Annotated in this window: 11 protein-coding genes; 10 read left to right on the plus strand and 1 reads right to left on the minus strand. The window is 46.3% G+C overall.

Features of this window, described 5'->3' with window-relative positions; translation table 11 throughout:
- Window positions 1-45: 45 nt before the first annotated feature.
- Window positions 46-1,287, minus strand: coding sequence for a nitrate/nitrite transporter (locus tag AC787_RS10690; RefSeq protein WP_054024765.1), 1,242 nt, complete (start codon window positions 1,285-1,287; stop codon window positions 46-48).
- A 388-nt stretch (window positions 1,288-1,675) separates the two neighbouring features.
- On the opposite strand from AC787_RS10690, the gene glp reads away from it, so the two are divergent.
- From glp to prpC, 10 genes are all read left to right on the plus strand, one after another.
- The gene (glp, locus tag AC787_RS10695; RefSeq protein WP_054024766.1) at window positions 1,676-2,941 is read left to right on the plus strand and encodes a gephyrin-like molybdotransferase Glp; all 1,266 of its coding nucleotides are present in this window, start codon (window positions 1,676-1,678) and stop codon (window positions 2,939-2,941) included.
- Between the two features lie 28 nt (window positions 2,942-2,969).
- On the plus strand, window positions 2,970-5,111 hold the full coding sequence (nirB, locus tag AC787_RS10700; protein WP_054024767.1) for a nitrite reductase large subunit NirB: 2,142 nt from the start codon (window positions 2,970-2,972) through the stop codon (window positions 5,109-5,111).
- Complete coding sequence (gene nasC / locus AC787_RS10705) at window positions 5,105-7,246, plus strand: assimilatory nitrate reductase catalytic subunit NasC (RefSeq protein ID WP_054024768.1); 2,142 nt, start codon at window positions 5,105-5,107, stop codon at window positions 7,244-7,246. The genes nirB and nasC overlap by 7 nt, the downstream gene beginning before the upstream one ends.
- A gap of 141 nt (window positions 7,247-7,387) precedes the next feature.
- Entirely contained in the window at window positions 7,388-8,959 is a 1,572-nt protein-coding gene (locus AC787_RS10710; protein WP_054024769.1) for an ABC-F family ATP-binding cassette domain-containing protein, read from the plus strand.
- A gap of 219 nt (window positions 8,960-9,178) precedes the next feature.
- Complete coding sequence (locus AC787_RS10715) at window positions 9,179-10,318, plus strand: acyl-CoA dehydrogenase family protein (protein ID WP_054024770.1); 1,140 nt, start codon at window positions 9,179-9,181, stop codon at window positions 10,316-10,318.
- 12 nt (window positions 10,319-10,330) lie between these two features.
- On the plus strand, window positions 10,331-11,503 hold the full coding sequence (locus tag AC787_RS10720) for an acetyl-CoA C-acetyltransferase (protein WP_054024771.1): 1,173 nt from the start codon (window positions 10,331-10,333) through the stop codon (window positions 11,501-11,503).
- A 16-nt stretch (window positions 11,504-11,519) separates the two neighbouring features.
- Window positions 11,520-12,383 carry a 3-hydroxybutyryl-CoA dehydrogenase gene (locus AC787_RS10725; protein ID WP_054024772.1) on the plus strand — a complete coding sequence of 288 codons (864 nt, stop codon included), beginning with the start codon at window positions 11,520-11,522 and terminating at the stop codon, window positions 12,381-12,383.
- 23 nt (window positions 12,384-12,406) lie between these two features.
- Window positions 12,407-13,549 carry an acyl-CoA dehydrogenase family protein gene (locus AC787_RS10730; protein WP_054024773.1) on the plus strand — a complete coding sequence of 381 codons (1,143 nt, stop codon included), beginning with the start codon at window positions 12,407-12,409 and terminating at the stop codon, window positions 13,547-13,549.
- Between the two features lie 29 nt (window positions 13,550-13,578).
- Window positions 13,579-14,478, plus strand: coding sequence for a methylisocitrate lyase (gene prpB / locus AC787_RS10735; protein ID WP_054024774.1), 900 nt, complete (start codon window positions 13,579-13,581; stop codon window positions 14,476-14,478).
- Window positions 14,468-15,592 carry a 2-methylcitrate synthase gene (prpC, locus tag AC787_RS10740; RefSeq protein ID WP_054024775.1) on the plus strand — a complete coding sequence of 375 codons (1,125 nt, stop codon included), beginning with the start codon at window positions 14,468-14,470 and terminating at the stop codon, window positions 15,590-15,592. The genes prpB and prpC overlap by 11 nt, the downstream gene beginning before the upstream one ends.
- The last annotated feature ends 10 nt before the right edge of the window (window positions 15,593-15,602 follow it).

Here is a 15,602-nt window from a genome sequence, read left to right on the forward strand (position 1 = left end):
ACTTCATCTGAGGGTGCGTTTTGAAATAATTAATCCAGTCAATTATTAAACATTCATATGAGATAAATCTAAATTTTTATCGAGCTGCGCTTTTCCACCCTTAGCCATCCATATATTTTTCCATTTGGCTTGCATGACTATTAATAAAATGAGGGAACACAAGGTCACAGAGCTTAAAATGAGAAAGCCGGAGGTGTACGAGCCTGTGGATTGATAAAGCTTCCCGAGTATGAGAGGAAGTGCATATCCCCCTAAGCCGCCTGCTGCGCCTATGATACCGGTCATTAAGCCAAGCTCGCTGCCGAAGCGTTGTGGAACAAGTTGGAAGACAGAACCGTTGCCTGCACCCAGACACATCATTCCGATAAACAGCATTGTGATGACAATAGGCAAAGATGGCAAGGAAGCAACTGCCGCAAGCATTAAACCAGCTCCGGCATAAAGAATCGTTAACATTCGTGCGCCGCCGATTCGATCTGATAAATATCCGCCGACTGGTCGGAAGAAGCTGCCTGCTATTACGCAGAAGGTAGTGAAATCAGCTGCTCTTACAGGCGAAAGCCCATACTGTGTATTGAAGAAAATGGTCAAGTAGTTGGAAAGACCAACAAATCCGCCAAAGGTGACACAATAGAAGGAGCAGAATACCCACGCATCGCGTTGCTTTAATACCCGCGCATATTCGGAGATTTTTTTAGGTGCAGGGCGATTCGGGCTGTTTTTGGCGAAGATTGTAAATATAATAAATACGGCCAGGATAGGAATAATGGCAAGTCCGAATACAACTTCCCAGCTTCCGTAGTGTTGCGCAATACGGTTAGCGAACAAAGTTGAGATGACAGTACCGCTGTTGCCCGCACCGGCAATCCCCATGGCAAGGCCTTGATGCTCTTTCGAATACCACTGACTGGCAAGCGGCAAGGCTGCTGCGAATGACGCTCCTGCAACGCCAAGCAGTAGTGCTACGATATAGAGCTGGTCTAAGGAATCTACGAATTTCCAGCCCATTATTAATGGAATAAGCGTAAGTAACATACCGATTTGTGCCGTTCTCTTCGGCCCGATATAATCTGTCATAAATCCTAACACTAATCTTAGAATCGAGCCCCCCAATATTGGTAGGGCTACGAGATTGGCCTTTTGCACGGGATCCATAGGATAGTCGGCTGCAATAATAACGCTTAGAGGACCGATCAGAACCCAAATCATAAAACTCATGTCAAAATAAAGAAATGCGCTAAATAACGTAGGCTTATGCCCGCTTTTCCAAAAACCTTTTTTCTCCATCCTAATCTCTCCCTTATCTATTTATTAAATCTAAAAAGCCGCAACCCGTCCTTATGAAGGAACGAAATGCGGCCTCATTGCCATTGGTTACACGTCATTGTGCGACCTTGCTATTTATTGGATCACAAATTTGTAATCCCAACTCAAATTATAAATTCACGTGATGTACATGTCAATATACATTACATAAAATTTTGTTTGCCCAAATTGTCGCCTATTCACGTTATGTATATTGACATAAACTTCATCTTGAACTAATCTAACCTTATAGAACGAATGACGCACAGTGGCGTGCGAGTTCCAACGGCAACGATGCCTTTTCCCCGAACGCGGGAAAGGGTTTTTTCTGTTCATTTTTACTCAAATCTAAGGACGGGGGGGAGATAACATGTCGGTTATGAATGCACTTAACCCGCTAACAGCATCTGTATCGAACGCTGTTATGAAGATGACCCGAGTGATAAAGGAGCCTTTATTTGAGCAGGTGACATTAGAGGAATCATTATCTAGAGTACTTGCACTCGACTTTGAGAGCCCGTTCTCGCTGCCGCCTTTCCGTCGTGCCGCGATGGATGGTTATGCGATATATGCCTCTGCATCGATAGGTGCCTGTAAAGAGCAGCCGGTTATGCTTCAGGTGAGAGACGAGATTCGAGCAGGGCAATCTGATGCGAATCAATTAATTGAAGCGGAAACGATGAATGCTATTCGAATATTCACTGGTGCACCTATCCCGAATGGCTTTGATTCAGTGATCATGCAGGAGACGACTATAGAACGAAGCAGCATGCTTGGTTTTCCTAGTATCCAAATTGATCGTTCCTATCCTAAAGGCCAGCATATTGCGGAAAAGGGGGAGGATGTGCCGCAGGGCATGAAGGTGTTATATCGGGGAACTGCCATCCAATCGAAGGAGATTGCTGTATTAGCTTCTTTCGGGCAGGAAGAAGTTAATGTATACAAAAAACCTGTCCTCTCAATTCTTCCCGTAGGTGATGAACTATCCTTGCCTGGACAGAGCTTACCATTTGGAAAAATCTTCGATGCGAACAGCTTTATGGTTAGTGCGAGGCTGCGAGAGCTTGGTGCTATAGTCAATCGTCACTTGCCTCTTCCAGATTGCCCACATATTTTGAAATCGGCTATTCGGACAGCATTAGATCAATCGGACATTGTGGTGACGACTGGAGGCGTATCCGTAGGAGAATACGATTATGTGAAGCAGGCAGCAGAGAGTCTTGGAGGAGAACCTTTATTTACGAAAGTAATAATGAGACCTGGAACACCAACATCCGCTTATCAATTTGGTTCCAAGCTGCTCGTCTGCTTATCAGGCAATCCATCGGCTTGCTACACAGGTATGGAGCTGCTGCTTCGTCCTCTAATTTTGAAGGGAACAGGTAGAAACGATTACAGATCTATATGGAATGAAGGAAAACTAATGGATTCTATACTGAAACCTTCGCCTTATCCGAGATATGCTAGAGCTTTCGTATACCGTGCTGATAAAGAGTGGATGATTGAGCCGTTGCGTAACGATAAGTCTGGCAATGTTGCTGCCTTCGCACAGGCTAATGCGCTTGTTCGTATCCCTGCCGGAGGTGCGGGCGCTAGTACAGGACAGGATGTTAACTGGCTTGCATTAACAAGATAGTAAATTGCTTGAGTGGATGTGAACCTAGATGAATAGAGAGAAAATAGTCGTTATTGGCAATGGGATGGCTGGCATTAAATGCGTCGAAGAAATTACAAGGCTTGCACCAAATAAATTCAATATCACTGTTTTTGGCAATGAGCCTCACCCTAATTACAACCGTATATTATTGTCTAAAGTGCTGCAAGGCGATTCCTCTATCGACAGCATCGTAATCAATGATTGGTCATGGTACGAGGAAAGGGGAATTCTGCTATATACAGGCGAGACGGTTGCACAAATCCAATCCGATTCACAATATGTAAAGACCCTATCGGGTATTCGTGCTGATTATAATCATCTCATTATAGCTACTGGCTCATCGGCTTTCATTCCGCCCATAGCGGGCGTTCACAAGCCTGGGGTAATCTCCTTCCGTAATATAGAAGACTGCCAAACCATGATGGATTATGCGAAAAAATATAAGAAAGCTGCCGTAATCGGCGGAGGTTTATTAGGTCTTGAAGCAGCGAGAGGCTTGCTTAACCTCGGTATGGAGACGGATGTGATTCATAATGCACCATACCTGATGAACAGGCAGCTAGATCCAATGTCAGCTGATATGCTTCGCAAAGAATTGGAAGAGCAAGGTATGCGTTTTTGGCTTAGTAAAGAGACGGAAAGTATAACAGGTCTAAATCGCGCAAAAGGCATTCGCTTTACGAACGGAAGCACATTAGAGGCAGATTTGGTTGTGATCTCTGTAGGTATAAGACCAAACGTCGAGCTCGCAAAAAAAAGCGGAATTCATACGAATCGTGCCATTATCGTGGATGACTTTATGAGAACGAGCACGCCGCATGTTTACGCTGTAGGAGAATGTGCAGAACACCGCGGTGTTGCTTATGGGCTCGTAGCTCCCTTATATGAACAAGGCAAAGTACTTGCCAGCGTTCTTTGCGGAGTGCAAGCGGAGCCTTATCTTGGTTCAGTACCCTATGCACAGCTCAAGGTTTCTGGGGTCGAGGTATTTTCTGTTGGCGAAATCCATGCGAATGAGGCAGACACAGCCATTCAGCGCTATGATGGCATTCAAGGTACCTACAAGAAGGTTACGATGAAAGGCGGAGCAGTTCGCGGCGCTATTTTATTTGGAGATACCTCTGAAGCCACCTCATTGCTAGCTCTAGTGAAAAGCGGAGCATCCGTTAGCCGGCTAAACGCATCTCCAAGTACGGATAACAGCAGTGATAATGAGGCGATAGTTGCAAATATGCCTGATCGTGAGACAGTTTGTGCTTGCAATGCTGTCAGTAAATCAACAATCCTATGCGCTGTTATTGAGGATGGTCTGCAAACGACAGAGCAGATTCGTGAACGCACAAAGGCGTCAAGTTCTTGCGGCGGATGCCGACCAATGGTTGAAGCGATCGTGCAATATGCACTGCGGCATGGAAATGAAGCTGCACATGCAGCAATTATTCCTGTTTGCAGCTGTACAGAAGCAGGTCATGATGCACTAAAGGCTGCTATCTCGGCTTATTCTTCGTTAAGCTTCTCTGATATTATGACAAATCTAGACTGGAAAACAGCTGCTGGCTGCTCCGCCTGCATTTCCGCTTATTACTATTATTCAGCCCTTTATCATCCGCATAGTACAAAATTAGATACGGCTGTTGAAGCAGATATACGTCGAAATGAGCTCAAAGTCAGGATTCACAGCAACCTAGTCACGGATACTTTTGAACCCTATGACTCTTCCATTATAGGAGGCGAGCTCCAAAAATATTGTGGAAATATGCTTTTTCCCTCAGCAGTAAAGGCGGTTATAACCACTGGTATTCATAATCCGGCTGGTGTGCTTGTAAGCGACATCGGCATAACAGGCGCGCCAGCCGGCTGGGAGATCTATGCGGGTGGGCATTCGGAGCATCCCGTTAAGCAGGGCCAGCTTATTGGAATAGCCGATTCAGACACTCTTGCAACTAGTTTATCTGTATCCTGTCTTCAGCTTTTTCGTGAAAGAGCAGCGTATGGCGAACCGCTTTGGAAATGGATGGAGAGAGAAGGCATCGTTGAAATTAGAGAAATGATATTGGATGCTGATTATCGAATCGAACTGCTGGAGAGCGCGGAAGCATCATCTGCACTGAAGAATAACGAGGAAAGGCTGGGTGAGGAAATATGCTGAAATCGATAGCTGCATCCAAGGACGTGAATCTAGGCTTCGTTACTGAAACGCAGTGTCCATTTTGCAGTGTTCAATGCAAGATGCGTGTATCGAAAGAGCAGCCTTTGTCTGGGTCGCGTCGGTATACTTATACCGTAGAGGGTCTGCCAAATGCAGCGTCGGAAGGGCGCTTATGTGTGAAGGGCATGAATGCCCATCAGCATGCGATGAGCAGAGATCGTCTGCTGCAGCCTCTCGTAAAGAAGAATGGTGAGCTAGTGCCTGCAACGTGGGAGGAAGCCCTGTCACTCATTTGCGATAGATTTCAAGCTATTCGTGAAGCACATGGTCCCGATTCGCTTGGTGTATATGGCGGCGGCTCATTGACGAATGAATCAGCCTATTTGCTAGGCAAATTCGCTAGAGTCGCGCTTGGAACAAAATATGTCGATTATAACGGTCGATTTTGTATGTCTGCGGCTGCATCGGCAGGCAATAAAACATTTGGTATCGATCGCGGTCTGACCTGTCGTTTATCCGACATCCCGTTGGCGCGCTGCATTATCTTGGCTGGAACGAATATCGCTGAGTGTCAGCCGACCTTAATGCCGTACTTCACGAAGGCAAAGGAAAATGGCGCGATTATTATCGTTATTGATCCGCGTGTTACAGCAACAGCAGCCATTGCTGATATTCATTTGCAGCTCAAGCCCGGAACCGATGCGGCCCTTGCGAACGGTATGCTGAAGGTGCTGCTTGATGAGCAACTGATGGATAAGACTTTCATCGACGATAAAACGAATGGTTTTCCGGAGCTCAAAGAACATATCTCTACGATGGACCTTAAGGATATAGCTTCGATGACAGGCTTGAATGAAGCAGCTATCCGGAAAGCTGCGATGGCGTATGGTAAAGCGGAAACCGGAATCATTTTTACAGCGCGGGGCGTTGAGCAGCAGACAGACGGTCATGTAGCCGTTCGGAATTTCCTGAATCTTGTACTTGCCACAGGGAAAATAGGAAAACCTGGCTGCGGTTATGGAGCCGTTACTGGACAAGGCAATGGACAAGGCGGCAGAGAGCACGGACAGAAAAGCGATCAATTGCCCGGATACCGCAATATCGAGGATGAGCAGGATCGAGACTATGTTGCCAGCGTTTGGGGGATAAATGCAGCTGATATCCCGCGCAAAGGCGTGTCTGCCTATGAAATGATGGAGCTTGTCCATAAACGGGTCATCCGATCCTTGTTTGTGATGGGCTCGAATCCCGTCGTTTCTAATCCAAACGCCAATTTAGTTGAAGAGGGCCTTAAACAATTGGATTTCTTGGTCGTAGCGGACATGTTTATTTCCGAAACTGCACAGATGGCCGATGTGGTTCTGCCTGTCACTGCTTATTTGGAAAATGACGGAACCCTAACCAACCTTGAGGGACGAGTTTTATTGCGTGAATCAACGCTTGCTGCCCCAGGTGAAACGAGACATGACTGGATGATTTTATGTCAACTAGCAGAAGGACTTGGAAAGCATTCCTATTTCAACTTTCGATCTGCCGAGCAGATCTTTGATGAGCTGAGATTGGCCAGCCGCGGCGGGCTTGCGGACTACTATGGCATTACCTATGATCGATTGCGTAGAGATGGCGGCGTTTATTGGCCTTGTACATCTACCGAGGAAAATGGTAATCAAGGGATGATGTTCGAGCATCGTTTTGCCCATCCCGACGGAAAAGCGATTTTCATGTCCGTTCCGAATAGGCTGCCGCAGGAAGTTCCGAGCGTCGAGTTCCCGCTGACCATGACGAATGGCAGGGTGTTATCCCATTATTTGACCGGTGTCCAGACACATAGAAGTTATTCGTTAGCGGCTAGAAATGTTGAGAACTATGTCGAGATTCATCCTAACTCAGCTAAAAAGTATCACATCGAGGATGGCGAATGGGTGGAGGTGACCTCCCGTAGAGGCAGCTTCAGCGTTCGAAGCCGGGTGACGGATAAAATTAGAGAGGATACGTTGTTCGTACCGATGCATTGGGGTGGAATACAAAATGTAAATAAGGCAACTAGTCCTGAACTTGATCCGAATTGTAAAATGCCTGGGTTCAAGACTTCAACGGTTTCGATTCGCCCTTTGCGTTTGCAGCCTCCTAAGTAGACGCCTATGTCGTGTATTATTAGAAGCTTTCATAGTAAGAACCATTCCCTGCTGACAAGCGGATGCGGAATGGTTCTTAGTTGCGCTATGCTTGACACATCACCCGCAATTGGTTTACAACCATATACAGAGGTGAACGACATGAGCGTCATTCGGTTGGAGAACGTAACGAAAAAATATGAAGATACACTTATTTTCCGAGATATTTATTTTCGCATAAACAAAGGGGAACGAATCGGTCTTATTGGTCGTAATGGCGCGGGGAAATCAACCGTATTCAAACTTATTCTAGGCAGAGAAGAGCCCACTGCAGGGAAGGTAGAGGTTGATCCGAAGGTCAAGGTAAGCTACTTTTCCCAGTTTTCAGAGCTGAGCGGCAATCGTTCCGTCAAGCAAGAATTGGAGCTTTGCTATGAGCATATTTGGAACATCGAACGTGAGCTTCAAGAAATCGGAGAAAAGCTTGGCATTATCGTCGATGCAGATGAAATGGATCAGTTACTGAATCGTCAAGCCGATCTCTTCGAGCAAATGGAGCATCATAACGGATGGAATGCTGCTGTCGAGATCGATACCGTGCTGACTAAGCTTGGATTCGATGAGCAATCGCGTCAGCAGCCTGTCGATCAATTATCTGGCGGCTGGCGCAATCGCGCCGCACTTGCCAAAATGTTAATTGAGCTGCCGGATGTCGTACTCCTTGACGAGCCAACGAACTTTTTGGACCTCGAGGGTCTAGCTTGGCTGGAGCAATGGCTCAATCGCTTTAGCGGCACGATGGTGCTGGTATCTCATGATCGACAGTTTATTGACCGGGTAGTTACTCGTACCATTGAAATTGAGAATTATCATTTTCAAGAATACGAAGGAAATTACACGGATTATATTCGTAAAAAGAAGCTGCGCAAGAAGGAGCTTGATCGGCAGTTCGAATGGGAAGAGGAACTTCTGCTTATGGAAGCCGAAGAAATCGACAACCGTTCGAGTAGGAAGTCTTCCAAGGATCGCCTGTCACGTAAACTGGCTGATATGAAGAAGAGAGTAGAGCCGCATCCTGTAAACGTTCTGATTACTGATATTTATGAAAACCTGCGTTTCCCAGACAACTTATGTACGGTAGATGCAATCGGTAAAAATTATGCAGAACGCGTTATCTTTCAAAATGTCAGCTTTGACATTCAGAAGGAAGATCGGATTGCCATTATCGGCGCTAACGGAAGCGGTAAATCCACATTAATCAAAGTACTGACTGGACAAGAAACAGCTGATTCGGGTTCAGTACAGTTTAGTAAAGGCGTAAGCTACGCATATTTCAATCGCATGTGGGACGAGCTGGATCAGAAGGATACCGTAAGCCATGCCGTTAACGTATATGGACTTGGACTTAACGCGCCGCGCAAGAAAGTGAATAAATTTCTTTCTATGCTGCAATTTTCGGAGGCAGATCTCCAAAAAGTTATAGGAAGCTTATCGGGCGGACAACAGGCACGAGTGGCACTCGCTAAATGTCTGCTTTCTGGTGCCGAGTTGATCATTTTGGATGAGCCTACCAATCATCTTGATTTAACCAGCATACAAGTGATGGAGCAGGCGTTAATTCATTTCCCTGGAGCCGTGCTCACCGTAAGCCATGATCGTTTCTTCATTGATAAAATAGCTACGAAACTACTCACCTTCGAACCAGGCGGAGTAATCAGTCAGCAAAGTGTATAGATCAGTCTAGTTTAATCGCAAATTAGATGCAAAGATGAAGTCAACCTAATTGGGTTGGCTTTTTTTGTTTGTCCAATCTTAATTGGTAAGGATAAGTTGCTTATAAAGGGAGAGATGGAAGTCATTTTTCAGCGGTCTGTCTTCATATACTACGATACGTGCGGATACCGTCGAACATTGTCCACTAACCATGCCTCTCATAAGAAGGAGTGGAGTGAGATGCAATTTTCTATATCCGATGAGCAGGAAATGACCCGTTCAGTGTTAAGGGAATTCGCAGAAAGCGAGGTTGCGCCTAAAGCAGTAGAACGTGATGAGAAGGAACAGTTTAATCGCTCTCTTTTTGACAAAATGGGCCAGCTTGGCTTAACCGGAATACCCATAGATGAATTAAATGGTGGTGCCGGCAGCGAGTGGATGACTTTCATTATTGTAATAGAAGAACTGGCTCGAGTCTGTGCTTCAACAGCAGCTAAGCTAGCTTCCCACACGGTTTATGCAGCATGGCCGATTTATACTTTTGGCGGTGAAGCTTTGAAAGCGATGTATCTTAAGGACCTCGTTAAAGGTGTAAAGCTTGGGGGCTGCGCTCTTCCCTCGTTTGATGAAGAAAGCGGAGGATTGACCTGCAGCATCTCAGCAAGACATAAAGGAGATTATTGGGAGCTAAGTGGCGAGCATCCTTATGTCATTCATGCGGATAGTGCGGATTACTGCTTTGTAATCGCAAGGACAGAGCTAAATCGAAAAAAACCTCAATTTAATACCTTTTTAATAGAAAGAGGAACGATTGGATGGCAGATCGGGAAGCGAGCACGAACGATGGGGTTGCGCTCTTTCCACATTTCAAATTTGAAGCTTGATAAATGTCAAATATCTCAGAAAAACAAAATAGGAAATGATGGTCAGGGTCATGAAATCGCTTTGTCCCTCATCGATATCGCACATCTTAGCGCTGCCGCGCAATCGGTAGGCATTGCCCAAGGAGCCTATGAGGCTGCAGCTTCATATGCCAAGGAACGGAAGCAATTCGGTACTCTAATTGGGAAGCAGCAAGGCATCTCCTTCAAGCTAGCAGATATGTCAGCCCAGCTCGAAGCAGCTCGCCTGCTCACATATCAAGCTGCTTGGCGTAAGGATGAAGGCTTAAACTTCACCAAGGAAGCTGCAATCGCACGTAAGTTCTCGGCAGAGATGGCGGTAGCGGTTGCGATTGAGGCTGTGCAAATATTTGGCGGGTACGGCTATATGCAAGAATATCGGGTGGAGCGTTTTTTACGGGATGCAAAATGTTTAGAAACGAAGCTTGGAACTGGCGGGATAGAAGCAGATTGCATCTATCGTGTACTGAAGGATTAGGGGCGAATCACCATGCGGCAGGCCGTCATTATCGGAGGTAAACGAACAGCGTTCGGAAAGCTCGGCGGCATTTTTAAAAATGAGAAAGCAGTCGAGCTGGGAGCAGCCGTAATTAGAGGAGTCATTCAGCAAACCGGCATTCATGCAACTCAGGCAGATGCAGTCATAATGGGGATGGTACTTCAAGCAGGCTGCGGTCAAAATCCAGCACGACAAGCTGCCATTCTTGCAGGGGTCGATTGGAGCGTACCAGCGGAAACAATCAATAAAGTATGTGCTTCGGGCCTACGTGCCATTTCTATGGCAGAGCAGGTCATCCGTGCAGGTGATGCCGACATTATTTTAGCAGGCGGTATGGAAAGCATGAGTCAGGCGCCATTCGCTGTTCGAACGGCAAGATGGGGGAGCAAGCTGGGAAATACAGAGTTAACGGATCTGTTGATTAATGATGGTTTACTTTGTCCTTTCGAGGATGTATTGATGGCTGTTTATGGCAACAAAGTTGCTTCGGATTTTAACATTAGTCGAACGGAACAAGATGAGTGGGCATTTAGAAGCCATGAGCGAGCGAGCTCAGCTATTAATCTGCGATTATTCGAGGAGGAAGTTGAACCTTTCTTCACTTCTGCAAACGTTATCTTAGCCATCGACGAAGGACCTCGTTTTAATACGGATGTGACGAAGCTTGCGCTGCTTAAACCCATTCACGGTCCGAGCGGTACGATTACGGCTGGAAATGCTCCGAGTGTGAATGATGGCGCCGCCGCTGTGCTCATCATGTCTGAGGAAGAAGCGATTCGAGGCGGACATAAGCCGCTCGCCAAAATTATCGGTCATAGCACGATTGGTACGAATGCTCCTAATTTAGCTACCGCTCCAGCGCTTGCTATCCAAAAGCTACTGCGAAAAACAGGAATTCCTTTAAAAAGCATTGATTTGTTTGAGGTGAACGAAGCGTTTGCCTCTGTTATTCTAACCTGCGGAAAAATACTAGGTTGGGATGAGGAGAAGGTCAATGTAAATGGCGGTGCAATTGCACTTGGTCATCCAATCGGAGCAAGCGGCGCCAGAATTTTGCTCTCTTTAATTTATGAATTAAAGCGCCGCGGCGGTGGTTTAGGCATTGCTGCAATCTGTAGCGGCGGAGCGCAAGGAGACGCGATGCTCATTCAGGTGGAGGGGTGAGTCAAAGGGGGCGTTGTTGATTATCCAAACCGTTACAGTAATTGGAGCCGGACAGATGGGCAGCGGAATTGCTCAGACATTAGCACAAAATGGTCTGCAGGTTACACTTTACGATATCGAGAAAGCTGCGGTGACCCGTGGCATTGATTCAATAAACACCTCACTTATTAGGCTAGTCACAAAGGGAAAAATAAGTGAGGATCAGCGGTCTCTAATGATAAGTTCCATAAGATCATCGACCGACTTAACATGCGCCAAGGATTCTGATCTAGTCATTGAAGCCGCCCCAGAGAACATAAGGATGAAAAAATCAGTTTTTGAGAAGCTCGATAAAATCTGCCAGCCAAATGCCATTTTAGCTACAAATACATCCTCATTATCTATTACTGAAATTGCGGCAGCAACAAAAAGGGCTTCGTTTGTGATCGGCATGCATTTCATGAACCCCGTACCTGTTATGCCTTTAGTCGAGATCATCAAAGGGCTTGAAACTTCGAACGATACATTTGAAAAAATAAAGGCATTAACGCTCACACTAGGTAAAACACCGATAGAAGTTAATGATTTCCCCGGCTTTGTCTCTAACCGCATACTGATGCTTATGATAAATGAAGCTATCTATACGGTTTATGAGGGCGTTGCTGAACCTGAGGCTGTAGATCAAGTGATGAGGCTTGGCATGAACCATCCGATGGGGCCGATCACGCTAGCCGACTTTATTGGACTGGATACATGTTTAGCCATTATGGAGACGCTGCAAGCTGGATTCGGCGATTCAAAGTATAGACCGTGCCCGCTGCTGCGCAAATATGTGCAAGCAGGCTGGCTCGGCAGGAAGACCGGACGCGGGTTTTACGTGTACTCGAATGAGCGGGGATAGGTTCACCCGAAGGGAGACGGGCGATGGAACTCCGACTTTCACAAAAACAGCTAGAGCTGCAACAAGCCGTAAGGCATTTTGCAGAAACAGAAATTGCTAACGTCGTGCCGATCATGGAACAAGATGACCAATTCCCCAGCTCACTGATTGCAAAATTATCACAGTTAGGATTTATGGGCATTCCGATTCCTAAGCAATGGGGAGGAGCAGGCTCAGATTTTATATCCTATATCGTTGCTGTTAACGAAATATCCAAGATCAGTGCAGCGGTTGGCGTCATCATATCCGTTCATACATCCGTTTGTACTTTGCCGATTTTGCAATATGGTACGCAGGAGCAAATATCGAATTATGTGCGAAAGCTGGCATCGGGAGAGAGCTTAGGCGCTTTCGCCTTAACGGAGCCTCACGCAGGTTCAGACGCTTCTGCCATACGAACATCAGCCGTTTTTGACGGAGAATATTATACTTTGAACGGGTCGAAGGTTTTTATCACGAATGCCGATGAGGCCAATATCTATATTGTTTTCGCAGTGACTGATCCAAGCAAAGGCCCCTATGGCATTACATCTTTTATTATGGAAAGTGAAACAAAAGGACTAATGATCGGAAGGAAAGAAAAGAAACTAGGTCTGCACGGCTCCAATACCTGTGAGCTCATTTTTGATCAGTTGAAGATACCCGCTTCTCAAAGACTAGGTGAAGAAGGGAAAGGATTTGCCATTGCAAAAGGATCGCTTGACGGCGGCCGAATCGGTATTAGCGCCCAAGCGCTGGGTATTGCCCAAGCTGCGCTGCAGGTTTTAAATGAGCGCTTCAAGCCAAAATTCACAGCTGGGTTGAAGCCAGTTCAGAAGCCCATGCACCAGCATGTCAGGCTTGCAGATATGACAGCTAGAGTAGAGGCAGCGAGAATGCTCGTTTATCGCGCCGCGTATATGCATCAAGAAGGTTTGTCCTGTACGAAGGAAGCTTCAATGGCGAAAATGTTCGCTTCCGATACCGCCGTTGCGGTGACAAGTTCGGCGGTACAAATGCTTGGATCTGAGGGCTGTCTAAAAGGAGCGACCGTAGAGCGGCTGTTTCGAGATGCGAAGGCTACTCAAATTTACGAGGGCACCAACGAAATTCACCGAATCGTAATTAGCAGTAAAATGTTCAAATAATTGAATTTCTCTAAAAAGGCGGTGGCGAGGTGGGTCTTACTCCCGGAGCGCGATTTCGCGAGGCGCTTCAAATCGAAAAGCCTTTGCAGGTTGCTGGCGCAATAAATGCATATTCAGCGATGATGGCGGAAAGAGTGGGGTTTCACGCCTTGTATTTATCCGGTGCAGGTATCGCCAATGCATCGTTCGGGTTGCCTGATCTCGGCATTACAACGCTGCAGGATTGCCTTGAGGACGTTAGAAGGATTACGAGCGTTACGGAGCTGCCGCTGCTCGTAGATGCTGATACTGGCTTTGGAGGAGCTTTCCAAATTGCGCGAACGATTAAGCAAATGAACCGCGCTGGAGCAGCAGGCGTTCATATTGAGGATCAAATCATGGCTAAACGATGCGGGCACCGCCCTAATAAAGCGATCGTAAGCAAAGAGGAAATGGTCGATCGGATTAAAGCAGCTGTAGATGCGAGAGAGGATGATCAGTTTGTCATTATGGCTCGCACGGATGCGCTTGCGGTTGAGGGATTAGAAGCAGCGATTGATCGGGCATGCGCATGTGTTGAAGCCGGAGCAGATATGATTTTTCCAGAAGCGGTTATACGACTTGAGGATTATCAAGCCTTTGCTGATGCGGTAAAGGTGCCTGTACTAGCAAACATTACTGAGTTCGGGCAAACTCCGATGTATACGATAAAAGAGCTTGAGGAAGCAGGAGTCAGCTTGGCTCTTTATCCATTATCAGCCTTTCGTGCGATGTGCGCGGCTGCTCTACATGTCTATGAAACGATAAGACAAGAAGGAACGCAGAAAAACGTCATAGATCTTATGCAGACAAGAGCAGAGCTGTATGATTACCTTCATTATCTGAGCTATGAGGAAAAGCTGGATCAGCTTTATGGCGTCAAGAAGGAGGGGACCCGTCATGACAACTAAAAAACAAGGCGGTCTTGCCGACGTAATAGCGGGGCAAACCTCGATTTCCACAGTCGGCAAAACGGGAAAGGGTTTAACCTATCGGGGTTATTCGATTGATGATCTTGCTTCCCATGGTACCTTTGAAGAGACTGCCTTTTTACTCTTATATGGAACTTTACCAAATGATATACAATTGAAAAATTACAAGGAGAAGCTTACCACACTTAGAGAGCTACCAGCAGGTGTATTGAGCATATTGGAGCAGCTGCCTGGCAGTACGCACCCGATGGATGTACTTCGAACAGGAGTTTCTGCGTTAGCTGCCTTTGAACCGGAGAATGAAGAGCGTGATGCCTATCAGATCGCTGATAGGTTAATAGCAAGCAGTGCTTCTATGTTGCTGTATTGGTATCATTATCACGATAGCGGCAAAAGGATCGATACAGTAACGGGTCGTCAAAGTGTAGCCGGACATTTTCTACAGCTGCTGCATGGTCATCCACCAAGTGAGCTTCACGAGAAAGCTTTTGATGTTTCGCTTGTATTGTATGCGGAGCATGAATTCAACGCTTCTACGTTCGCAGCACGAGTTACAGCTTCTACTTTATCTGATATTTATTCGGCCATTACGACTGGCATTGGTACACTCCGAGGACCTCTTCACGGCGGCGCGAATGAAGCAGCAATGGAGCTGATTGAACAATTCGGCAGCCCAAGCGAAGCCGAAAGTGGAATAATGCAAATGCTGAAAGATAAGAAATTAATAATGGGTTTTGGCCATCGCGTATATTCTGTCTCGGATCCAAGATCTGATATTATTAAGCGCTGGTCCAGTAAACTCTCTACAGATAGTAGGAGTCCTATGATTTATCAAATTTCCGAGTGTATAGAGAAAATAATGCTGCAAGAGAAAAAGCTGTTTACTAATTTGGATTTTTACAGCGCATCTGCTTATCGGTTTATGGGTATTCCAACCTCACTTTTCACACCTATCTTTGTTATCTCCCGTACCAGCGGCTGGGCTTCCCACATCATCGAGCAGCGTGCGAACAATCGGATTATTCGTCCAAATGCCGAATATATCGGTCCTGAGCTGCTCTCTTGGCTGCCAATCGAGCAACGATCCGACTAAGAGGAGGAAT

It is taken from the genome of Bacillus sp. FJAT-28004 (assembly GCF_001280845.1).
Taxonomy (GTDB): domain Bacteria; phylum Bacillota; class Bacilli; order Paenibacillales; family Paenibacillaceae; genus Pristimantibacillus.

Coding starts and splice junctions, on each gene's coding strand:
- AC787_RS10690 (WP_054024765.1), bottom strand. CDS start 1,287: ATGGAGAAAAAAGGTTTTTGGAAAAGCGGGCATAAGCCTACGTTATTT.
- glp (WP_054024766.1), top strand. CDS start 1,676: ATGTCGGTTATGAATGCACTTAACCCGCTAACAGCATCTGTATCGAAC.
- nirB (WP_054024767.1), top strand. CDS start 2,970: ATGAATAGAGAGAAAATAGTCGTTATTGGCAATGGGATGGCTGGCATT.
- nasC (WP_054024768.1), top strand. CDS start 5,105: ATGCTGAAATCGATAGCTGCATCCAAGGACGTGAATCTAGGCTTCGTT.
- AC787_RS10710 (WP_054024769.1), top strand. CDS start 7,388: ATGAGCGTCATTCGGTTGGAGAACGTAACGAAAAAATATGAAGATACA.
- AC787_RS10715 (WP_054024770.1), top strand. CDS start 9,179: ATGCAATTTTCTATATCCGATGAGCAGGAAATGACCCGTTCAGTGTTA.
- AC787_RS10720 (WP_054024771.1), top strand. CDS start 10,331: ATGCGGCAGGCCGTCATTATCGGAGGTAAACGAACAGCGTTCGGAAAG.
- AC787_RS10730 (WP_054024773.1), top strand. CDS start 12,407: ATGGAACTCCGACTTTCACAAAAACAGCTAGAGCTGCAACAAGCCGTA.
- prpC (WP_054024775.1), top strand. CDS start 14,468: ATGACAACTAAAAAACAAGGCGGTCTTGCCGACGTAATAGCGGGGCAA.